The following is a 23,490-nucleotide window of genomic DNA, read 5'->3' as shown; positions in this document are numbered from 1 at the left end:
GTTTTTTCTGAGAATCATGACAAATCCATTTCAAGAGATAAACAATCTGACGAAAAATCCGGGAAGGATTCACCTTCCCGGAAATCACATTAAGGAACAAGGTGGGTTAGCTTATGCCGGTATTTCATCCACAGCTATTTCTGGAAGTTCTTCAGAAACCCAGTCGGAAATCTCACTGCCTTCCAGCTTCAGTTCTTCTTTTGTCAATCTTAACACGAACCGATAATATTTACCCGCATTAAATTGTTTTCCCAATTTCTTTGTCGAAGCCGTATGAGCTATACCGTCACGCTGATAAGCAATGGAAAATTCTGAATCTTCTGTCAGTTCTGCAGGATTGCACAAGAGGTGCAAAGTATATCCCGATTCCTCGGAAATGCTGACAGGTTCTTCATACTGAAAGGTCAACGCATGTACTAAAGACGATTCAATGAAAGAAAGCCCATCCTCTCCAGCCGACTTTCCAAAATGATAAGTACTGCGACTAAACAAATTGTGTCCTTGAAAAGTAGCTTTATTTAGCAACACATTCTCTGTAGGCAAATCTTTTTTAATGGTAATGGACACCAAACTGTACACATGCTGAAAAGAAGAAGCTCCCGTAAAAGAGACTGTGCCATTGTCTGTTTCTTTATAACTGGTCTGACAACGTGCTGAAAGGAAATCAAAAGTTCCCAAACCGGCCAACGTACCTTGCTGTTTGCTTAAATCCGGCATAGGAATATTGTCACAAGTAGCTGTTCCCTCCCCATAAGGATAGAAAGCACAAAACGTAAAACTGCTGACCTTATCTTTCCATGCTAACGAAGACTCGGAGACCCATTTACTCCCTGTTAATGTCCATTTCACAGACTCTGTTTCCCCAGGCATAAAAAAGCCCAGTTCATCTCCTTCTGAGAAAGTGGTACTACCAGACTCATCCGTCACTGTCCTGGACGTATTTCCCAGAGTATAGACCGATGCTTCCAAATTGACAACAGGATGATTGTTCATTTCCTGTAAAGACTCTTTCTGCTGGCAAGCAGCCAACAAGGACAAAACCATACATGCCCCAGTTAAAATTCTTTTTTCCATAATATAAAATTTAGAAGAATGTAATATCTTCACTTATGAAAAATGAAAGAAGGCAAAAACGTTTCCCTTTTTTTTCATCTTTTCTTTAAAAAGAAGCAAGAAACCGCTTTTTTCTTTATTTTCGCGGAGAAAACTCAACTTATAGCATCATGAAAAAACTATCTATCGCTTTTATGTTCATCCTACTGTCCTTCTGTCAGCTAGATGCACAGCAAGCCAAGTATGTATTCTATTTCATCGGAGATGGAATGGGAGTTAACCAAGTACAAGGAACAGAACTTTACCTTGGGGAACTGGAAGAAAAAATCGGTATCACCCCGCTGCAATTTACACAATTCCCCTATGCCACTATGGCCACAACTTTCTCTGCAACCAATGGGGTTACAGACTCTGCTGCAGCTGGAACGGCTTTGGCTACAGGAAACAAGACAAAAAACGGAGCCATCGGAGTCTTGAAAGACTTGCAGACTCCCGTATACAGCATTGCCACATGGGCAAAAGACAAAGGATGTCGGGTCGGTGTGGCCACTAGTGTAAGTGTCGACCATGCTACCCCAGCCGCTTTTTATGCCCATGCAGCCGGAAGAAGCAGTTATTATGCCATTGGAACCGACCTATATAAAACAGGATTCGATTTTTATGCCGGTTCCGATTTTCTGCAGCCAGAAGATAAAAACAATCCACAGGCCGAAAATCTTTACCAAATGGCTGACCAATACGGATATACCATAGCACGGGGTTACAAAGATTACCTTAAAAAAAGCAAGAAAGCTGAGAAGATGATTCTACTGCAACCGGAAGCCTCTTCCAAAACCGACCGTACGGCCATTCCTTATGCTATTGACCGAAAGAAAGGTGACATGACGCTACAGGAAATCACCCGCTCTGCCATTAATTTCCTTTCCAAGGATTTATCAAAAGGCTTCTTCCTGATGGTAGAAGGAGGTAAAATAGACTGGGCATGTCACAGCAACGATGCAGCCACCGTATTCCATGAAATCATGGATTTTGATAATGCCATTAAAGTAGCTTATGAATTCTATTCACAGCACCCGGACGAAACCTTAATCGTCATTACAGCCGATCACGAAACCGGTGGTTTTGTACTGGGAAAAGGTCCGTATCAACTGAACTTACAAGTTCTCAAAAATCAGAAAGTAAGCGAAAATGGATTCACGCGGATGATTAACCAACTCCGTATCAAGACTCATAATCAGGTAAGCTGGGAAGCCGTGCAACAAGCATTGAAGGACAATTTCGGATTTTGGGATAAAATCAAACTGACCGATGCACAAGAGGCCCGCCTCCGAACGGTTTACGAACAGAGTCTGAAGAACCAGCAGGCGAAAATGGAAAAGAGCGAATATGCACAAGATGAACCCCTTGCAGCCGAAGCCAAACGTATCATCGACGAAATTGCCCTGACAGGATGGACCAGCGGAGGACATTCCGCAGGTTATGTACCCGTTTTTGCGATTGGAGCAGGAGCCGAAAAGTTCCAAAACCGCATTGACAATACTGAGATTCCGGTAAAGATTGCAGAAGCCGCTGGATATACCCGTAAATAATCTTTTTTATTCAAACGATAAATAAGGAGTCAGACGACGAAGGTCTTTCTCGGTAAACTCTTCAAACAAAGAAAGCCGGGAAAGACCTTTTATTTTCCCACGCTTACGACGATATTCCAATATAGCCCGAGCCTTGTAAAAATCCATATAAGGGTGATTCCGAAGCTTCTCCAGCCCGTCTTTATTCACCCTGATCATACGGAACGGAACGCCTTTCACCACAAACCACTTGTTCAAACACGTATCTACATGCGGAATTTCCTGTAGTTGCTCCAGATGGGTAAATCCTCCCAGTTTATCACGGTAAGCCACAATCATCTTAGCGAGTCCGCTGCCAATGCCAGGAACCCGCTTCAACTGACTGGTATCTGCCTCATTCAACGACACCACTGTTCCCGATGCATATTTTTCTACCCATCCGGCATTTTTCTGAACCGACGTGTTTAAACGGACAGAATCTTGTTTCGCTGTCTCACGAGGGGCAATCTGAATATAAGGTTTCAATTGAAGAAACTGTTCTTTCTTCAATCCGTAAATCTTGGCAAAGGCGTCGGAAGTACGAAACACCCCACCCTTTTCCCGGTAATGAAGGATATTGCGAACGACAAAAGCCGGCAGACCCAAGCTTCGAAGTTCCACTGAATCGGCCGTATTAGGGTCAAAGTCAAAAAGGACGACGGGCCGACTCTCCGATTTTCTTTTACTACGAACTGCATACGCCGCTTCTCGTTTTTTCACGCCTGCAAGGAAAGAATCTATTTCCACGCAGCTTTCAGAGCGTACTTGTACCGGAGGATAGGCATACCTCCATACCCACAATCCACCTCCGGTCACCACCAGCAGAGCCAGAAGAAACAGAATTACCCTGCGCTCAGATTTCGAATAGTAAAAGAAGTCTTTCCACATCACCCCCGCAGCAAACCTAATTCATTCATAAATATGGCCAAAATCCCAATCGGAGCCACAAAGCGAAGAATCAACAGATACACGGGGTAATAAGGAGCTTTCAACTTGCCATAATTAGTCACTTCTCCCTTTACAATATGCTTATCGAGTATCCAGCCCACAAAAATAGCGGCAAACATACCGCATACAGGGAGCATAATCTTAGCCGTCAAATAATCCAAAGCATCAAACATATTCAATCCGGCAATTTTTACATTGTTCCACTCACCCAAGGCAAGCGATGAAACAATGCCAATAATCAGACAGCCTCCTGTTACGATACAAGCCGAACGCCCTCTCGTAAAATGAAATTTTTCGTGCAGAAAAGCAGTAGATACTTCATGAAGAGAGATTGTTGAAGTCAGGGCTGCCAGCGCCAATAATACATAAAAGGCGATGGAACAGATGTATGCCAACAGAGGCACACCCGAAAAAGCCTGCTGAAATACATTGGGTAAAGTGATGAAAATCAATGAAGGGCCGGCATCTGGCTGAATTCCCACAGAAAAGGCAGCCGGAAAAATAATCAGTCCCGCCAATACTGCTACACAGGTATCTATCAGCCCCACACTCAAAGCCGTATGTCCCAAACGAGTTTCCTTTCCAAAATAAGAAGCATACGTAGACAGACATCCCATCCCCAGACTCAAGGAAAAGAAGGCTTGTCCCATAGCCCCCAAGAAAACATCCGGAGTCACTTTGCTGAAATCAGGATGCAACAAGAATTTGACACCTTTTTCTGCCCCTGGCAACATTACCGAACATCCGGCCAACAGAATTACCAAGATAAACAACAGAGGCATCATGATTTTAGAAGATTTCTCAATTCCGTCCTTCACCCCTTTTACAATCACAAAGTGTGTCGCAAACATAAACACAAACAACCAAAGAAGAGGTCGGAATGGTTGTTGAGAAAAATCCTGAAACATGGTCACATATTCGTCAGATGTTTTACCGGATAAACCGCCGGTAACCGCCTGCCAGACATATTCCAATGTCCACCCGGCTACCACCGAATAATAACCCAGAATCAGGAATCCGGTCAGTACACCGGCATACCCTACCCATTTCCAAGCTGTTCCCGGAGCCAACGTCTCATAAGCCCCCCCTGTACAAGCTTTAGAACGGCGTCCGATGGTGAATTCCGCAATCATAATGGGAAGTCCGAAAATTACGACACAACCCAGATAAATCAAAATAAATGCAGCCCCACCGTGGTTCCCTGTCTCATACGGGAAACGCCAGATATTACCCAAACCTACCGCTGAACCTGCGGCTGCCAGTATCGCTCCTAGTTTACTACCGAAACTAACTCTTTCATTTTTATGCTGCATACGTCTTTTTTATTATAATTAGACTTCAAACAGGAAACAAAAGTACAAAAAATATCGTATTTTTGCAGAAAAAATTAAAGTATTACTCAAAATGCATATACTCAGACATTATCCATTTTCTATTTTGGTTATCCTTGTGATTTGGTTTCTTTCCTTCTTCACTCCTCCCCAAACTCAACTGGACGAAATCAACAATTTTGACAAGGTGGTTCACATCTGTATGTACGGAGGACTCAGTTCGCTATTGTGGATAGAATATTTGATACGCCATTCCCACATCCAAAAAAGCCATTTAATTGTGGGTAGCATCTTGCTGCCCATCCTGATGAGCGGAACCATTGAGATTCTGCAATCTTGTTGCACAGAAAACCGAAGTGGCGACTGGATGGATTTCGCAGCCAATTGCATCGGAGTACTCCTCGCCTCACTAGCCGGTTACTACCTATACCGTCCGTTTATCCGAAAAAAATTCCACTCGAAGAAATAAACTGATATCTCATATAAAAATAAACGCCGGGGACTTTCACAGTTACCGGCGTCTACAAAATATATTATTATTTTTAAAGATAGAGAGTTATCATCATCTGTTATCGGAAATCTTTCAAGTCTTCCTGCAATCTCTGACGAGTGAAGTAAATACGACTCTTCACCGTACCCAGAGGAAGATTCAATTTATCTGCGATTTCACGATATTTGAAACCAGACACATACATGGCAAAAGGTACACGATATTCCTTGGGCAATGCATTCACAATACGGCGCATTTCCTTTAAATCGTAAGACCCCTGCATAGAATCATCTTCAATATCCACTCCCAAGTTTAAGAAAAACTGGTTGTCGGTATTGTCTACATACGTCTGGTCGCGCAATGTCTTGCGATAATTATTAATGAATATATTACGCATGATGGTATAAATCCATCCCTTGAAGTTCGTTTCCGCTACATACTTTTCCTCATTATCCAGCGCCTTCAGGGAAGTCTCCTGGAGAAGGTCATTCGCTTCCTCACGGTCAGCCGTCAGCTTATAAGCGAAATGAAGTAGTTCTGTCTGCATGCTCAACAGATTCTGAGCAAAAGTTGCCGTTTTCATAATTTTTTTCTTTTCTTTTTTTAATTGAAACAATGTCTGTATTTTGTCTGTTTTGTTTTTTGACATTGCAAAACTAACTGAAAAAAGAAGAGAAGCCTTCACAAAATCTGGCATTCAAACGGGTAAAAACTGTCAATTGAGAGTTTTTACCCCTTCCTCTGACAGTTTTCAGGAAGGTTTTCAGCCCATTTTCGATAGGGAAACTTCATCAGAAACGAATTATAGTATTTCACCTGCCCCGTCACTTCCTTCCCTAAGAAAGGAGGATGAACAAAAGATTCGTTCTCGCCGGTCAGTTCCACCTCGGCCACAACCAACCCCGCGTTCTCCCCATAAAACTCATCCACTTCAAACACATGGTCACCCGCTCGTACCAGGTAACGCGTCTTGTCAATCATGCCCGGCTCACAAAGTCTCATCAATTCCTCTGCTTCCTGCAAAGGCAACAAATGCTCCCATTCATACCGGCTCATACCTGCAGCATCCGAAGGTCCCTTGATGGTCAGATATCCTTCTCCATCTTGAATGCGCACCCGCACCGTACGTCCTCTTTCACTACAGATGTATCCTTGCTTGATGCGCTTTTTCCCATAAGCCATCGACTTATAAGAATCATCGCGCACCAAGAATTTACGTTCTATTTCCTGCGGCATATTCCATCAACAATTTCAAGAAGCCAATGTATAGCCTACAATCATTAAAATAGCCAATAGAATCAAGACAATACAAATCATCTTGAACAGTCTATTGGCTTTCTCTTCTTCACGTTTCTCAAAATTTTGTCTTTTCACAGTTCTGTTGCGTCCCATAAGTTCTTATTTTTAGATTTACAACCCTAAAATTACAACTTCTCTGCAAAAAGACAAACAAAAGATGCGGATTTTCCGCTAAGTTTATCACATTTCGCTGTCTGAAAATTCCATCAGATAGGCTTTGATGAAACCGTCTATTTTTCCATCCATCACCCCATTCACATCGGAAGTCTGATAGTTGGTACGATGGTCTTTCACACGACGGTCATCAAATACATAACTTCGTATCTGTGAGCCCCACTCGATTTTCTTCTTTCCGGCTTCCACCTTGGCCTGTTCTTCCATACGGTGCTTCAATTCCTTGTCATAAAGGATAGAGCGCAACTGACGCATGGCATTCTCCTTATTCTTCGGCTGGTCACGAGTTTCCGTATTTTCAATCAAGATTTCTTCTTCTTCACCGGTATAAGGGTCTTTATACTGATAACGCAAACGTACACCTGATTCTACCTTATTTACGTTCTGTCCACCGGCACCTCCGCTTCGGAAGGTATCCCATGACAAACGAGCGGGTTCAACTGTTACTTCGATAGAATCATCCACCAGCGGAGTGACAAAGACGGAAGCAAACGAAGTCATTCGTTTACCTTGTGCATTATAAGGCGACACACGAACCAGACGGTGTACACCGTTCTCCCCTTTCAGGTAACCATACGCATAGGCCCCTTCAATGTTCATCGTCACCGTCTTGATGCCGGCTTCATCGCCTTCCTGAAGGTTGGCCACCGACAATTTATATCCGTTGCTTTCTGCCCAGCGCATGTACATACGCATCAACATGGAAGCCCAGTCCTGACTTTCCGTACCTCCGGCACCTGAATTAATTTTCAGCACACAGTCCATCTGGTCGGCCTCCGAGCGAAGCATATTCTTCAGCTCCAGTGCTTCCACAGCCGAGAGCGCCTTTGCATAAGCCTCATCCACTTCCTCTTCCGTCACCAGTTCGTCTTTGTAGAAATCGAAAGACAACTGCAATTCATCTGCCAGCGTCTTTACCTCCTGATAACCGGTAATCCACTGTTGCAAAGCTTTTACTTTCTTCATCTGCGCTTCGGCAGCCTTCTGGTCGTCCCAAAAACCGGGTGCCTGCGTACGAAGCTGTTCCTCTTCTACTTGTATCTTCTTCCCGTCAATATCCAAATAACGGTGCAGAGCCTCCGTACGCTCCTTAATGTCTTTCAGTTGCTCTATGGTAATCATAAAATACGATAAATTAGTCCGTTTATTTTTTCTCGCTGCAAAGATAGTGAAAGCCGAGCGCAGAGACAAATAGAAAACATAGTTTTCTAAATTTGGCTATGCCGAGGCGCATCCTATCTTCTCTAAAGATAGTGAAAGCCGAGCGCAGAGGCAAATAGAAAACGCAGTTTTCTAAATTTGACTATGCCAAGGCGCATCCTATCTTCTTTAAAGATAAAAAACAGGCACCCTTGAAAGAGTGCCTGTATATAAAAGCCAGCTATTTAACCGACATTTTCTTCATACATTTTATCGATGATATCTTTGTAGTTCCGGGCCACCACCGCACGTTTCAACTTCAAAGTATTGGTCAATTCTCCCCGCTCCATACTGAACGGTTCCGGCAATAGCGTAAAGCGCTTCACCTGCTCATAGTGGGCAAATTCCTGCTGAAGGGTATCGATACGAAGTCTGAAAAGTTCCACAATCTGCGGATTTTCCAGCAAGTCCTTCCGGTTGGTAAAAGCAATGTGATGTTCACGAGCGAATTTCTCCACCTGTGCATATTCCGGCACAATCAAGGCAGACACAAACTTACGCTGGTCGGCGATGATGGTTACCTGGTCAATGTAACGGTCTACCACCAACTTGGTTTCAATGGCTTGTGGAGCAATGTATTTTCCGTTGGAAGTCTTGAAGAGATCCTTGATACGGTCGGTCAGATACAGAAATCCATCTTTCATGTAGCCAGCATCTCCCGTCCGGAACCAGCCGTCTTCCGTAAAAGCCTGCTTGGTAATCGCCTCCTTCTTGTAATACCCTTTGGTAATGGTTCCTCCATGAAGCTGTATCTCATTATTCTCCCCAATACGGACCTCTACTCCCGGCAATACCCGTCCGACACTTCCAATCCGGAAATCTCCCTTCCATTCACAGGAAACCGTGGCCGTACTTTCCGTCAAGCCGTATCCGGCAATCATATTAATTCCCACAGAATGCACAAACTCCTCCACCTTTTCCGGTATGGCAGCTCCTGCAGTAGGAAAGAAATTCCCATTTTCAATGCCGATGGTTTTCTTTAAAAGACTGTAAATAGTCCGTTCATAGAATTTATATTTCATGTGCAACACGGTGGGAGGTGTTTTCCCGTTCATCAGATACGTGATATTATGTTCCTTTCCAACTCGCAGCGCGTCCAGCATCAGGGCTTTCTTCAATCCGGCAGTCTCATTGATTTTTTCCTGTACACCGGCATATACCTTTTCCCAAAAGCGTGGTACACTGCACATGGCGGTCGGACGAATTTCTTTGATGGTTTTCTGGATATCCTGCGGTTTCAGATTAATGCACAGCATACATCCTCTATGCAGACAATAGAAAGCCCATCCCCGCTCAAAGATATGCGTAAAAGGCAAGAAATTCATGACCACATCATTCTCTCCGAGCTCTGTAAGACGGGCATTATGCCCTTTAAAAGCAGCTTCGTAATTGAAATGATGCAGCATCACTCCTTTGGAGTCACCCGTAGTTCCCGACGTATACAAGATATTGGCCAAATCTTCCGGCGAAGACGTAGCGGTACGTTCCTCCACCTCACTCTGCCATTTTTCTTCCTCTCCTACTTTCAGGAAATCAGAAAAATAAATTGAATTGCAGTCTCCCTCTACCCGTTTCACTTCCGGGTCAAAAATAATAATTTTTTTCAAGGAACGACACAAACTCTGCACCCGATAGGCCACATCATACTGGTATTGTTCGCCGACAAACAAAAACCGAATACCGGCATCCTCTACGATGTAATGCACCTGTGCCTCAGAACTTGTGGCGTACAAAGGTACCGTCACAATCCGGCTTCTGAAAGCTCCGAAATCTACATAAAAACACTCCGGCTTATTCTGTGAAAAAACTCCTACATTTTCTTGAATGGACACTCCTGCCGCCACAAAAGCTCTTGCTACATCATCCACAAGATCCGCAAATCTGTTCCAGGAAACAGGAATCCAAGTAGCTGTGGTGTAATCACGGTATTTTAAGGCAACTTTTTCCCCATATTTTTCTGCTTGTCGCCGCACAAGCCGGGACAAATATGAATTAGTCATCTATCTTTTCTTCATTTTATTATTTCTTTTGCAAATATAAGATTTTATTTGGAATGTCTTGTCCACCTAAAACTTTTCTCACAAAAAAGAGTATCTTTGCAGGGAATCTAAAACAGATTATATTTATGATAGATACAGGTTACTACACATCTGAAGCGCTGACTCTGCTGCATTCACTGATTGGAATTCCCTCTATCAGCCGGGAAGAAGATGCAGCAGCCGACTTCCTGCAAAATTACATAGAAGAAACCGGTATTATGACTGGACGTTCCGGCAACAATGTCTGGTGTATCAGCCCTATGTTTGATATGCAGAAACCGACCATCCTGCTGAACTCACATATCGATACAGTCAAACCGGTGAGTGGATGGAGGAAGCAGCCATTTACTCCTAAAAACGAGAATGGGAAACTATATGGACTGGGAAGCAACGATGCGGGAGCCAGTGTGGTGGCTCTTTTCCAAGTGTACCGCTATCTCAGCATGACAACCCAGAGCTACAACCTGATTTACCTGGCATCGTGCGAAGAAGAAGTCTCTGGAAAGAACGGCATTGAAAGCGTACTTCACCAGCTGCCTCCTATTGCTTTAGGAGTAGTAGGAGAACCCACGGAAATGCACCCGGCCATTGCAGAAAAAGGGTTGATGGTACTCGATGTTACCGCACGAGGAAAATCCGGACATGCTGCCCGAAACGAAGGAGAAAATGCCATCTATAAAATCTTGCCGGACATTGAATGGTTCCGTACCTACCAGTTCCCCAAGGAATCACCGCTGCTGGGCCCGGTCAAAATGAGCGTGACTCAAATCAATGCCGGTACGCAACACAATGTCATTCCAGATGTGTGCAGCATCGTGGTAGACATCCGAAGCAACGAATGCTATTCCAACGAAGAACTGTTTACCGAAATCGGAAAGCACATACAAAGTGAAGCAAAAGCTCGCTCGTTCCGCCTCAACTCATCAAGCATTCCGGCAGACCATCCGTTTGTAAAACGGGCAATAGAACTCGGAAAGACTCCGTTTGGCTCTCCAACTCTGTCCGACCAAGCGCTGATGCCTTTCCCGTCTGTCAAGATTGGCCCGGGAAAATCTTCCCGCTCACATACGGCAGATGAATATGTGCTGGTCAGCGAAATTGAAGAGGCCATTTCCATTTATGCACAAATTCTGGATGGACTGAAAATTTAAGTTCCATTACCTCCATAAAAAAGTGATTCTTTCCATTTAATAGGAAGAATCACTTTTTTATGGTAACAGGTCACACGGCCCATTCCAGCCGCGTGACCTGCATTCCATCAGAATTTTACGGTATTCATGTACTTGTCTACCAACATGCCATCCAGTACCTTCAAATTCAGTTTTTGTTTCTGCTTAGCCTTGAATTGGATGGTCATCAGTTCCGCATCCCCTTCCAGGTAAGGCTTTTCTCCCGTATTTACGAACGTGGGATACAAAGCCTTTGTCCCGTTAGTGTGCAAGCGGTCGTTGGTCAGGTTCCGCATTTCCTTCATGCCTGTGCCCTCTATCCCTACATACTCCAACAACTGCGGGTCATAAGGCAGTGCGAAACTGAGGGCATTGACAGAACGCAATCCTTTACCGGATACCCGGATTTCCACCGTTTCCCCTTCATTGTACACTTTCTTTGAAGGAACTATCTGAATCTCTCCGGCCACTGCTGGTACCTGACGGCTGCTGACACCCGTCTCCAGCCGTACGGCTACAGCAGAAATGTCATGCGCATCAATCAGGCCGTTACCGTTCAAGTCGCCCTTGCTGATATATCCCTCAAAATCAGAATCTCCCCGACGCAGGCCTGTATAGTTCATATAAGAAGTCAGGTCATTCTCGTCCACCAGTTTATCCAGGTTGATGTCGCCCGGAATATAGCTTTCCGAACCCGGCACCTTGAAGACATACAATTCACGACCGGAGCCATAATTACCTACGGCCGAGGTTACCGACAGCTTGAGATAGCGTGCGGTCGGATGTTCGGTAAAGGCAAAGGTCTTCACATCACTACCCTTCCAGTCGAACGTGCCGGCTTCGTGCCAGTTGGATTTGTCCATACTATAATATACCGTACCCTTACCCAGCGTACCGTTTCCGGCATCCAGCCGAGGCAGGTATTCAAACCTGTCGAGCTGGTTCACACTGTTCAAATCCACAATCAAATCGAATGGAACGGCCTGGGCACTCCATTGCGTATGCCATGCATCCCCTTCATCAAAATTAAAGAGTTTGCTCACTTCCTGACCTCCCTGGTTCGGACAAGTCGTTTCGCCCGTAATACCCCGGATGGCAAATTCCAGCGGATCGGGCTTCGTGGTGGCAGTGACAGTTGCCCAGTCGGATACACCCGAAGCATTCACCGCACGCACCTTAAATGTACAGGTCGTTTCCGGACGGAGGTCTTCAAACAACAGTCGGGTATCCCGGATGGTACTATACAGCATACCGTTGTACTCAATCTCATAATAATCGGCATGGTCCACCTTCTTCCAGGAAGGAGTCAGCGTATAAGCCCCGGTATTCTCTTCCGTGACCTGCGGTTCCGGAGTGGCCAATGCCCCCTGGCTGACCCGCAGTTTTTCTGCTGGAGCAAACACATAACCTTTCACTTCCAGCGTCACTTCATTCCGTGTCACATCCACTGCTGCCAGCTTGACGTGCATCACCGGATTCTTCACCACCTGCACACGGGCCATCTCACTGCCCGGAGTGGCAAAACGGTTCAATTCCGGAGCGGCTTCATAATAATATATATTTTCTCCCTTCTGCAATGCCTCCAAAGAAGACACCGGAGTCAGTTTCACTTTCTTCCCTCCGATATGTGCCGTCAGTTTCTTCGGCTGTGCCGTCACATTGAGGCGGAAATAAGTAGCCTTTTCCGTCACCATTCCTTCAAAACGACCTTGCGAAGGTGCCACACTGACTTTCAGGTCTTCCCCTTCCCGCATCGAACGGATAAGAGTCGTCGCATACTGCCCGTTGCGATAGGCTTCGGAGATACCGTCGTCGTCGTATTCCGTAAATTCCGTGTTTCCTGCCGGATACAATTCATACGTACGGATGTTTTTCGCCATCTGGGTTACCTGATTGTGTGCGGCCGTCATGGGCAGAATGGCTCCCTGCTTCACGAACAACGGGAGTTTCCACAAGGGTGCGTCAAAACAATTGATGACCCGTCCGCCTGCATACAAATCGCCGGTGAAAAAATCAATCCAGTTGCCTTCGGGAAGATAAATGCCGTGACGCACATCGTTCCCCTTCTCGTCGGCCTGTGTCTTCTAGTACACAGGAGCCACCAGAATAGAAGGTCCGTAAAGGAACTGATAACGAGTGGCTGTTCCCAGCGTATAGTCATTCGGATAATCCAGGAACATCGCCCGAATCATCGGCTTGCCATCCACCGCCTCGTGTGCAATACTATAGGTATAGGCATGAACTCCGATTTCAGTTTAAGATACCAGCGGTTAATGGAAGTGGCCGGTTCACCCAAAGCCTGCGGATATTTGGGGTTCGCTCCCCATCCGTCCATGTTCAACTGCATCGGCGTAAACGTTTTCCACTCGAAATCACGCACGTTGACCGGAATGTTCTTCCCGCCGAAAATACCATCCATATCGGAAGTGATGTTCGGTTGTCCCGACAGCCCCGAACCGATATAAGTCGGGATATGGAAACGGATGTATTCCCATTCTCCTCCGGTCTGGTCGCCCGACCAGATACCAGCATAACGCTGTGTACCGGCCCATCCGTCGAGTGAGATAATGAACGGACGTGCATTGTTGCCATAATAAGGCATGATACGAGCCACATCGGCCACCCCGTTCAAGCCGAACGAATAGCCGGCACCGACCCATGCCACATCGGTCTTCAACACCCGCACGCCAGCGTCACGCACTTCCTTGACAATGTCGCGCTGCAACAGCGGTTCCACTCCTTCCTTGGGATGCAAATCCGACTGGGTCCACAAACCGATTTCCACTCCCTTCGCACGGGCATAATCACCCAGTTCTTTCAGGTTCTGGATATTTCCGTCCAGTGTGGAAGCCTGTCCGTAGCCGGCCCCATAGCCATCATTCGGCAGAATCCATCCCAACGGCATGTCGGCTGCCTCATAACGGTCGATGACCGCACGTGCAGAGAACTGATAGTTATTCTTCTCGCCATTCAGCGATTCCTTGATGCCGCCATTGTCTTTCTGGCTTTCCTTATATTTCTTGCCATCTTCGAAAAGAATTCCTTTTTCGTCTTCTTTCCAATAGTCACGGTTGTAGGCATTCAAATGTCCTTCATAAAATCCAAACTTAGGCAGGAGCACCGGATTACCCGTCAGCTGATAAAAATCATTCAGCAGAGCAACCGGGGTTTCATCCACCATGAAAAACACGTCCAGATAGTTTCTCTCGTGACTTAACGCCACCACTCCTTTGTCGGCTGCCCCGAAATCATATACTCCGGGAGAGAATGTATGCCACATCACTCCATAACCTTCCGTCGACCAGTAAAAAGGTGTGGGAGAAGCCACCCCGCCGTCTGTCCACTGATTCGTATTCAATATATTGATTTTCTTACCTTTATGGGAAAAGCGTCCATTCTGTACCCCTCCGCCGTAAAAATACTCTCCCTCCTGCGCTTTCAAGAAAAGACTGACTTGTTTCTCTGCGAAATCCGCCGGACGAACAGCCTCCGCCACCACTTTCTGGCGTGCTTTATCCGTAATCTTGAACAGCATGGTGCGCTTGTCCATCTTCACCTCAATCCGGTCGGTAGCCACCGTAATGACTCCATCCTTATCTGTCAAGGAAAGTTTTCCCACCTCCTGACGCGGATTATTCACCAAAATCTAGGCTTCAGGAATCGCTTCCGGATTGCGGACAATGCCACCTTTATTGTCCTGAAACATGCGAAAAATATTTTCTCCATAAAAATCCAACGTCATACGCTGCTGATTGGAAAAAACAACCTCTACAGCTGTCGGATTCAACACACTGGCACTGCGAATGGTCACCCCAGTTTGCGGAACTGCCCACATGGGAAAAGGCGTAGCAAACAAGCTGCTGAGCATGCAGAAAGACAAAACAGAATAGTGCTTTAGTTTCATAGTATAAATATTATTAATAATTCTCCGTTCTTCAACAGTCTCCATGAAAAGACTTCGTGTGAAAAGCGTACGAATGTATAACTAATTATTGAAGTAAAAAAGAAAACCAGTTAAACATTTTTTATTTTATTATTTTCTTCCAAACAGAACTAAATATAATTTATTATATTAAGGCATTTTCTCTGTCCCACAGTGTGGGATACATAAACCACACCGTGAAATATATAAACCACAGTGTGGGATATAAATACCAAAGTGTGAAACAGAGAAATTGTCAGGCAAAAGAAAAGAATTCGTACTTGCCCTGAAAACTTTATTGCAATACCTTCCACAAAAAAAGCCCCAGGTAGCACAGCCACCTGAAGCTTTTGTATAGTATAATAAAGAGTTCTTTAGCGATGTATCCAGAGTTCCGGATTCAGTTTCACCGTTTCCTTGCGGAGCTGGAAGTGCAGAATGGTTTCTCCTTCAGCATTGGTATGCACTTCGCCCAGCACATCGCGAGCACGTACCAGACTCCCTTTCTTCACACGCACCATCGACAAATTGCAATACACCGAAATATAACTTCCATGGCGTACCAGCACATTGGTCAGTCCATTGTACTGGAAAACAGCCGACACCTCACCATCAAAAATGGCCCGCGCATTGGCGCCTGCCTTCCCCTTGATATCCATGCCTTTGTTATCCAATTTCACGTTCCGGAGTCCTTTCACCTGATATTGTCCATAGTGTCCTACCACCACGTAGGGGCCGGTAATCGGTACCGGAAGGATTCCCTTGTTCTTTTCAAAGCTGCTAGACAAACGACGGTCTTCCGAATCTACCTTGTATGCTTCCAGCTTTCCGACAGAAGGTTCCGCCTTTTTAGTTTCCGCAGAAGAAACGACAGCCGTCTTCTTCTCTGCCTCGGCCTTCTTACGGGCTTCTTCCGCTTTCCGGCGGGCCTCTTCTTCGGCACGTTTACGAGCTTTTTCTATTTCTATTTCAATCAAGCGGTCAATCTGCGCATTCAGTTTATCGGCAGAACGACGCTGTTTAGTCAGTTCCGACTGGATACTGCGCTGTTTCTTCTGCAAATTCGACAGAATCTGCTTCCGTTCCTGCTCCTGTGCAACCAGTTTGGCCTTTTCGGCTTCTCCCTGCTTCAGCAAATCCTCCTTTGCCTGCCGGCTGCTTTTCAACGAGGCCGCCTTATCAGTCACTTGCTGCTGCTTCCGCTGCACCTGCACTCCTTGCAGGCGTTGATAATCGGCATACTCACGCACATAACGTAAACGGCGGTACATCTGTCCGAAGTTTTCTGCCGAAAAGATAAACATCAACTTATCCTGAATGGATTTATTGCGATAAATATACTGCACAGACTGCTCATACTTTTTTTTCTTCTCGCTCAGTTCTTTCTGCAGACGTTGCAGGTCTCTCCCCAAGCGATCTATCTCTTTCTGAATCGTCTGCACGTCGCTTTCTATCGTTTGAATATACTTTTGGCGTTCCTCTATCTGTCCTGAAATCAAGGCCAGATTGCCCAACTGACTTTTTACATCCTTCTTGGTTGACTGCAACAACGTTTCCGATTCAGCAATCTGCTGCTTCAACTCATTCCGCTGCTTCTCCAGCTGCCGAATCTTGCGGGTGGTCTGTGCAGAAAGTGTACACATGCAAAGACATGCCCATAATATGCACACTCCACGTTTCATTTTCCTAACCACATTTTCAATAAAGTTGCCAGTTCCATCTTCTGATATTTAGAAGATAATTCCGTACGCGTCTCCCAGTCCTCACTGACAGACATCCGTGAGAGTTTCATGTCCAGACTATATTGTTTCCCGACTCCTTGCAATTCGGCCAAAATATGCTGCGGAAAATAGCCAGTCCCCAATTTTCCAAAGTCGCCATACGTCCAGTCCAAAGCATACGCCGTGCCCGACAAAGATACAGAAGTATTTTCCAGCCACCCTTTATCGGCTGTAGTCCAGAACCGATAAGCCAGTTTCTTACTGTCCTTCACTTCCCATAATGCCCTGTCACCTTCCAGGTCCATACGGAAGCGATGCAAATCAGACACCTCCAGCGTTTCCTTTCCGGGCAAGAAAATTTCGTTGAGAAACAACGACTGCACCATATTGAAACTCAGGTTCAGATTTGTCATGCGGTTCAGTTCTCCAAAAGACACTTCCACATACTGTTTATGCAGACGGTCGACTACCAGAATTCGGTCGGGTGAAATTTCCAACCGAGCAACTTCAATGCCCAGAAAAGGCGCCACCGACAATTGTATTACCTCTCCTTTTTTCATCCGAAGCGTGGCCGACAATTTCATATTCTTCCGATTTTCCACGTTCAGGTTGAGTGCCACTTTTCCCGTCACACAATTCCAGCGAGGAAAACCAGCTATTACCTTCTCTTGATAATCTTCCCCTTTCAGTCCGCCAATCATCGGAGTACGTTCCACATGACGCAGGGAACTACAAGAAGAAACCACTGCCACGAGGCACACAATATATAACCAATGAATCAACTGTTTCATTCTGCAATGTATTTTTTCAATGCGATTTTACGTTTCAAGCGTTTCAACTCGGCTTCCGTACGAGGAGTGGCTCCATCTTCTTCCTTGTTCTCCATACTGTCGGCCTTCTTCCAGTATTCCAATGCCTTATCTTTCTCGCCCAACATATAGTAAATGTCACCGCAATGCTCCACAATGACCTGGCTGCTGTCTCCTCCGCTCTTCATGGCCTGATCAATATAAATCCGCGCCTCGGTGTAACGTTTCTTCTCAAACAAAATCCATGCGTACGTATCCAGGTAAGTGGAATTTTCCGGTTCCGCCTTCACCGTCTTGTAACTCATTTCCTCCGCCTTGTCCAGGTGCGTCCGCTCCACAGACAGGTAATAGGCATAATTGTTGAGCGTACCGATGTTGTTCGGATTGTAGACCAACGAAGAATCGTAAGCCGCATACGCTTCCGCCTTCATCTCCTTGGAATGATACAAATCGCCCAAGATGGCATAGAAATCGGATACGATATTCTTGTCACTCTTTTCGTTGACCTGCTTCAATCCTTTCTGAAAAATCTCCATTGCCTTGTCCGTCTCCTCTTTCTGATAATGGGCCAGACCGAGATAATAATAGAACTCCATCGCATCCGGATTATACTGCAGGGCTGGGGTCGCCACACGAATCACTTCATCCAGGTCATTGTCACGGATGGCATAGCTCAACAGTTGCAGACGAGCCGGCTTGTTTTCCGGGTCGAGCGACAGCACCTGATTCAGCACCGGCACAGACTCCTTTTCCATATGCTTGGTAATCATATACTGCGCACAAAGCATCGACAAATCGGCATTCTGTTGCGGACGAGCCAGGATATTCTTGAACAATGCCACAATCTGCGTGCTGTCCTTCGTGGTCTGTTCAGATTGCAGAATCAGCTGCCGCATGATGCTCATCTTCGTATCCGACTCCACATTGTCGTTCAGCAAAATAGTATCCAACTGCTGCTGATACAAACTATCCTTTCCAATCTGTTTATAATAAGAAGCCATTGACAACAAGGCCGGTGCATATCCTGGCTCCTCCTTCAGGATCTTCTGATACACCGCATACGCCTCATCCGGTTTGTTATTATTCAAATACACATCTCCCAGAATGGTTTGATAACGCATATCGTAAGGATACTCTTTCGACAAGTTCTCGATTTCCTGGAAAGCCTGTTCCTGATTGTCCATCAGCAGATACATCCTGAACTTTTCCATGCTAATCTGTTCCGACTTTCCATCAAGTTCTTCCAGACGGTTCAACACGGAAACCACCTGTGCATAACTCTTCGTCTGATTATACAAATCGACCAAAGCCATCAAAGGCTCTAAACGAGAAGGAAACTGATGTGCCATGTCATCATATACGGCAATGGCTTTCGGCCAATCCCGTTTCTGCTGATAATAAGCCGCCAACGTCTGCTTGTACCAGAAATTCGATTCATCCGAACGGACTGCTTTTTTCAAGGCCTCTTCTCCCTTCTTCTCCAGTCCCAGCACCATATAGAACCGGGAAATCTCGTACAAAGCCGGAGCCGAGTTCGGGTAGATATCCAAGCAATGCTTATACAGTTCGAAAGCTGCATCATATTCTCCTTTTTGCTTCATGCGCACCGCTTCCAGGAAGAAATAGTCATACTTCCGGCGCTGTTCATACGACAATGTATCTTTGTCCTCACTGACCAAGCCGCGTCTGGATGCAGATTGCCGCCCCGTTGTACCGCAGGCTACCAGCAACAAGACAAGCCCGATAATTCCTAGCAATTTTTTCATACTCACAAAGTTTATACCGTTCCTGTGTGACCGAAACCTCCTGCCCCCCGTTCTGTTTCGTCCAACACTTCCACTTCTTCCCATTCGGCCTGTTCGTGGCGGGCAATGACCATCTGGGCTATGCGTTCCCCGTCTTCAATCACAAATTCCTCGGACGACAGGTTGACCAGTATCACATTGATTTCTCCCCGATAATCGGCATCAATCGTACCTGGAGAATTCAACACGGTAATCCCCTTCTTAATGGCCAGGCCACTGCGTGGACGTACCTGTGCTTCATACCCTTTCGGCAAGGCAAGAAACAAGCCTGTCGGCACCAGGCAGCGCTGTAGAGGCTTCAACACAATGGATTCAGCAAGATTGGCACGAAGGTCTACCCCCGCCGACTGTGCGGTGGCATATTGCGGCAACGGATGCCGGGAAGTATTTATAATCTGTATTTTCATCTTATTTTACCCTTTATGAAGTTGCGAAGTTACACAATCCACAGAATTAATAGTTACGTTTACCATTTTTTTATATTTTTGCACTTAACTTTTAGAGCTTCTTTAAATTTAAAACCCACATCACAAAGGAGTTACGCCATGAACTGGAAACAATTGATTTCAAATAAGAGATTCGGGTTGGAGAATCTTCACGAACGTAGAAAAGAAGATCGGACGGAGTTTCAGCGCGACTACGACCGTCTGATATTCTCAGCCCCTTTCCGCCGCCTGCAGAACAAGACACAGGTATTCCCTCTTCCGGGAAGTATCTTTGTACATAACCGACTGACACACAGCTTGGAGGTTTCCTGCGTAGGCCGTTCGCTGGGCAACAAGGTTTCCTCTGAACTGCTACAGCTTCACCCGGAACTTCACGATTCACATATCTCGGAAATAGGTTCCATTGTGGCCGCAGCCTGCCTGGCTCACGACCTGGGAAATCCTCCATTCGGACATTCCGGTGAAAAGGCAATCGGTACATATTTCTCTGAAGGAAAAGGACGGATTCTTCAATCACAGCTTTCCCCCAAGGAATGGGACGATTTTACTCATTTTGAAGGAAATGCCAACGCCTTCCGTCTGCTGACACACCAGTTTCAGGGGAGACGTCCGGGAGGCTTTGTACTGACTTACTCCACACTGGCTTCCATTGTAAAATATCCCTTCTCTTCCCAACTGGCAGGGAGCAAGCAGAAGTTCGGTTTCTTTACCAGTGAAGAAGCTGCTTTCCAAAAAATAGCCCAGGAACTTGGCATCCAGCAGAAAAGCAAAGAAGGAGAGCCCCTGAGGTTCTGCCGGCACCCGCTGGTGTATCTCGTAGAAGCGGCCGATGACATTTGTTACCAGATGATGGATATCGAAGATGCCCACAAGCTGAAAATTCTTACTACACAGGAAACCAAGGACTTGTATCTCCGTTTCTTTGCTCCCGAAAAGATGGACCATATCCACGCGATATGCAAAATGGTAGACGACACCAACGAACAAATAGCTTACCTGCGTTCATCGGCCATCGGTATACTGATTAATGAATGTGTACACGCATTTATTGAAAATGAAAAGCCCTTGCTCGACGGAACCTTCCAGGGAACACTGATTCAACAACTAAGCCAACGGGTGAGAGAGGCCTACCAGAACTGTTCACATACAGCTTTCGAAAAAATCTACTGTTCCAAAGACGTGGTCGACATCGAACTGGCCGGTTACCAAGTGATTACCACACTTATCGACCTGATGATTGAGGCAGTGCGCTACCCCCAGAAAGCCTACTCGCAACTCCTGATAAACCGAGTATCCAGCCAGTACTATATTCAGGCCCCGACCTTATATGAAAAAATACAGGCTGTACTCGATTATATTTCCGGGATGACCGACGTATATGCCCTCGACCTCTACCGGAAAATAAACGGGAACAGCCTGCCTGCTTTATAAAGAACTATTTATGAATCTTATTGACTACCGGATTGGCCCCAGATGTAATCTGCAGGGCTTCCGGATGCTCACGCAGATAAGATTCGATATGGCGCACACGCTTCTCCTCCAAAATCTCATCTACTGCAATCAGAATGCCAGTTTCTTCCACGTCACCGAATCCGTCATTGATGGCCGTTCCAAACATACGCATGGTAGGTGACAGACTCATATAAGCATTCACCAACGGCGGAATATTGTATCCCAACTTACGTACTTCCGTATTCAACACTTTGTAGTCTTCTTTGAATGTATCGTAACAGAATATTTTTTCAAGCACTTTCGGATCTGTCTCAATCTGCAACGGCTGCATGGGAGTTATCAACTGGTCTTTATCATTGAAATGCTTCTTCAGGAAATACAGAATCATGTCACGTCCCAGACGGTTGTAACTGGGATACATGGTCATCTTACCGAAGAAGTATTTCACTTGCGGCATTACCACAGTCAAAGCTCCCAGGCCATCCCATAAGTTATCCAAGGCAAACAACCCCTTGGAACCCGCCCGGGTTGACTGGTACTCCAATGTTACAAAAGAACGTCCCAGCTCAATCGTCGTAGGCAAATAATCTTTCAGGAACTTTTCCGAGAAATTAAACATGTGGGCAGTGGCGAGCACCGGCTTTCCTTCGGCATCAAATTCCACTTCATCACCCAGCAGATAACGGTATCCTCCCAAAATCTCTTCTGCTTCCGGATTCCAGACAATCAACTGCTGATAAGGCTTCTCCATCAAATCATATTCATCGAGGTCCATCGACTTTCCTGTACCTCCTCCTGCTGCACGGAAAGCGATTTCACGCAAACGACCGATTTCCTTCAGCACATTCGGAGCATTTTTCCATGTAATAATATAAATCTCGTTGTTGCTCTTATTCGTAAATCTCAAGCGCTTATCTTCCGTCAGTTCCGATTTAAGAACTTCTTTGTCAATCGGAGCAATAATATCTTCCATAATCTCTATGATTAAATCGTATTTTCACAGTTTATAAACTAACTCTCTTACATAATCGGCCCACTCTGCCGCAGACATAGACTTGTCAAACGTCTGCCACGGAATAGGCTTTCCAATCGTCACCTTAAATGTCTTGTGACGATTCTTGAACATTTCATCTGCCAGATACAACATGGCAATATTAAACTTAACTCCCAGGAACTTGCATACATTAGCCAGGTTGTAGAAAAAATTGGAATTACGTCCTTCAAAGTGCACCGGCACTACATCCCGGTGTGTTTCCACACTTTTGGTGATAAATGTTTTTTTCCAGGGCAAATCCTTTATAATTCCCTTCTGCCTTCTGGAACAAATACCTGCCGGAAACATAATAATGTGAGAATCTGAATGGAAACCAGCTTCCACCATTCTAGGAAAATCCCGAGACTGCGCACCGGTTTTATTGATGGGAATGCACAAAGGAGCCAGACCATGAAGATTCATCAGTAAATCGTTCACCAAATATTTAATGTGTCCGTCATAGTGTTTCCCCAAAATATAGCCTAATGCTATGCCATCCTGCCCTCCCAGCGGATGATTGGAGACAAACGTACATAAACGGTCAGATGGAAGATTTTCCATCCCGCTTACTTCCAGCTTAATATCCAGAAATTCCATGCAGGCTTCCAGAAAATCTACTCCTGTTTTATCGGATACACTTCTCAAAAAAGGATTAATCTCCTCCTGATGCACGATACGTTTCAAATATGACACTAAAAAACGCGGTATCCGCTCGGCCTTCTTACCAGCCTTATCCCTCAATACTTTGTCGATGTCAATTAAAAATATTGAACTCTCACCCATTCTACAAAAGTTTACCCTGCAAAAGTAACGTATCTTTTGAAACGACATTCATTTTATGACAAAAAATACACTTGTACGCTCAAAAAAAATTTCTTTCCCCCCGATTCTTCAACATTCTGGTAACACCTCTGCCGAATCGTAGGGCAGTAAACAACCTGTTGATAACTTCTTTAAATTTTCTATAAGAAACATAGTGCTCGATTCTGGGG

The 23,490-nt window shown here is 45.5% G+C and carries 18 protein-coding genes and 1 pseudogene; 4 read left to right on the top strand and 15 right to left on the bottom strand.

Annotated features, from left to right (window positions below):
- Nucleotides 1-111 precede the first annotated feature (111 nt).
- The gene (locus OCV81_RS05225; RefSeq protein WP_148329004.1) at nt 112-1,074 is read right to left on the bottom strand and encodes a fimbrillin family protein; all 963 of its coding nucleotides are present in this window, start codon (nt 1,072-1,074) and stop codon (nt 112-114) included.
- A gap of 149 nt (nt 1,075-1,223) precedes the next feature.
- Between OCV81_RS05225 and OCV81_RS05220 the strand changes: the two genes are divergently transcribed.
- Complete coding sequence (locus OCV81_RS05220) at nt 1,224-2,642, top strand: alkaline phosphatase (RefSeq protein ID WP_148329002.1); 1,419 nt, start codon at nt 1,224-1,226, stop codon at nt 2,640-2,642.
- A 6-nt stretch (nt 2,643-2,648) separates the two neighbouring features.
- Here OCV81_RS05220 and OCV81_RS05215 read toward each other — a convergent pair whose 3' ends face one another.
- Together OCV81_RS05215 and OCV81_RS05210 are read right to left on the bottom strand one after the other, a co-directional pair.
- A complete protein-coding gene (locus OCV81_RS05215) occupies nt 2,649-3,548 on the bottom strand; it encodes a helix-hairpin-helix domain-containing protein (protein ID WP_148329000.1) in 900 nt (299 codons plus the stop codon).
- Nucleotides 3,548-4,921: a sodium-dependent transporter gene (locus OCV81_RS05210; protein ID WP_148328998.1), complete on the bottom strand. Its 1,374-nt coding sequence runs from the start codon at nt 4,919-4,921 to the stop codon at nt 3,548-3,550. The genes OCV81_RS05215 and OCV81_RS05210 overlap by 1 nt, the downstream gene beginning before the upstream one ends.
- Before the next feature lie 91 nt (nt 4,922-5,012).
- Between OCV81_RS05210 and OCV81_RS05205 the strand changes: the two genes are divergently transcribed.
- On the top strand, nt 5,013-5,408 hold the full coding sequence (locus OCV81_RS05205; RefSeq protein ID WP_148328996.1) for a VanZ family protein: 396 nt from the start codon (nt 5,013-5,015) through the stop codon (nt 5,406-5,408).
- Between the two features lie 100 nt (nt 5,409-5,508).
- Here OCV81_RS05205 and OCV81_RS05200 read toward each other — a convergent pair whose 3' ends face one another.
- From OCV81_RS05200 to OCV81_RS05180, 5 genes are all read right to left on the bottom strand, one after another.
- Nucleotides 5,509-6,012, bottom strand: coding sequence for an RNA polymerase sigma factor (locus OCV81_RS05200; RefSeq protein ID WP_022354643.1), 504 nt, complete (start codon nt 6,010-6,012; stop codon nt 5,509-5,511).
- Between the two features lie 146 nt (nt 6,013-6,158).
- Nucleotides 6,159-6,665: a CYTH domain-containing protein gene (locus OCV81_RS05195; protein ID WP_148328994.1), complete on the bottom strand. Its 507-nt coding sequence runs from the start codon at nt 6,663-6,665 to the stop codon at nt 6,159-6,161.
- 15 nt (nt 6,666-6,680) lie between these two features.
- Complete coding sequence (locus OCV81_RS05190; protein ID WP_022354645.1) at nt 6,681-6,821, bottom strand: hypothetical protein; 141 nt, start codon at nt 6,819-6,821, stop codon at nt 6,681-6,683.
- 87 nt (nt 6,822-6,908) lie between these two features.
- Nucleotides 6,909-8,024 (bottom strand): peptide chain release factor 2, encoded by a 1,116-nt coding sequence (gene prfB / locus OCV81_RS05185; RefSeq protein ID WP_022354646.1) that lies wholly within the window; start codon nt 8,022-8,024, stop codon nt 6,909-6,911.
- A 263-nt stretch (nt 8,025-8,287) separates the two neighbouring features.
- Entirely contained in the window at nt 8,288-10,102 is a 1,815-nt protein-coding gene (locus OCV81_RS05180; protein WP_148328992.1) for an AMP-dependent synthetase/ligase, read from the bottom strand.
- A gap of 125 nt (nt 10,103-10,227) precedes the next feature.
- Between OCV81_RS05180 and OCV81_RS05175 the strand changes: the two genes are divergently transcribed.
- The gene (locus tag OCV81_RS05175) at nt 10,228-11,292 is read left to right on the top strand and encodes a M20 family metallo-hydrolase (protein ID WP_148328990.1); all 1,065 of its coding nucleotides are present in this window, start codon (nt 10,228-10,230) and stop codon (nt 11,290-11,292) included.
- Nucleotides 11,293-11,399: 107 nt separating this feature from the next.
- Here the strand turns inward: OCV81_RS05175 and OCV81_RS05170 are convergent.
- From OCV81_RS05170 to dut, 5 genes and pseudogenes are all read right to left on the bottom strand, one after another.
- Nucleotides 11,400-15,178 (bottom strand): annotated as a pseudogene (locus tag OCV81_RS05170) (TIM-barrel domain-containing protein).
- Between the two features lie 428 nt (nt 15,179-15,606).
- Entirely contained in the window at nt 15,607-16,914 is a 1,308-nt protein-coding gene (locus OCV81_RS05165) for a murein hydrolase activator EnvC family protein (RefSeq protein ID WP_148328988.1), read from the bottom strand.
- Nucleotides 16,911-17,744, bottom strand: coding sequence for a DUF4292 domain-containing protein (locus tag OCV81_RS05160; protein ID WP_262640146.1), 834 nt, complete (start codon nt 17,742-17,744; stop codon nt 16,911-16,913). The genes OCV81_RS05165 and OCV81_RS05160 overlap by 4 nt, the downstream gene beginning before the upstream one ends.
- Complete coding sequence (locus OCV81_RS05155) at nt 17,741-19,528, bottom strand: tetratricopeptide repeat protein (RefSeq protein ID WP_148328986.1); 1,788 nt, start codon at nt 19,526-19,528, stop codon at nt 17,741-17,743. The genes OCV81_RS05160 and OCV81_RS05155 overlap by 4 nt, the downstream gene beginning before the upstream one ends.
- 11 nt (nt 19,529-19,539) lie before the next feature.
- Nucleotides 19,540-19,974 (bottom strand): dUTP diphosphatase, encoded by a 435-nt coding sequence (gene dut, locus OCV81_RS05150; RefSeq protein WP_022354654.1) that lies wholly within the window; start codon nt 19,972-19,974, stop codon nt 19,540-19,542.
- Nucleotides 19,975-20,112: 138 nt separating this feature from the next.
- On the opposite strand from dut, the gene OCV81_RS05145 reads away from it, so the two are divergent.
- A complete protein-coding gene (locus OCV81_RS05145) occupies nt 20,113-21,444 on the top strand; it encodes a deoxyguanosinetriphosphate triphosphohydrolase (RefSeq protein ID WP_148328984.1) in 1,332 nt (443 codons plus the stop codon).
- A gap of 4 nt (nt 21,445-21,448) precedes the next feature.
- On the opposite strand, the gene OCV81_RS05140 is transcribed toward OCV81_RS05145, so the two are convergent.
- Nucleotides 21,449-22,438, bottom strand: a complete 990-nt coding sequence (locus OCV81_RS05140) for a GNAT family N-acetyltransferase (protein WP_022354656.1) — start codon at nt 22,436-22,438, stop codon at nt 21,449-21,451.
- Between the two features lie 24 nt (nt 22,439-22,462).
- The gene (locus OCV81_RS05135; RefSeq protein WP_148328982.1) at nt 22,463-23,281 is read right to left on the bottom strand and encodes a 1-acyl-sn-glycerol-3-phosphate acyltransferase; all 819 of its coding nucleotides are present in this window, start codon (nt 23,279-23,281) and stop codon (nt 22,463-22,465) included.
- Between the last annotated feature and the right edge of the window lie 209 nt (nt 23,282-23,490).

It is taken from the genome of Phocaeicola fibrisolvens (assembly GCF_025567125.1).
Taxonomy (GTDB): domain Bacteria; phylum Bacteroidota; class Bacteroidia; order Bacteroidales; family Bacteroidaceae; genus Phocaeicola; species Phocaeicola fibrisolvens.
The sequence above is the reverse complement of the archived record's forward strand: the minus strand, read 5'-3'. Positions and strand labels throughout refer to the sequence as shown.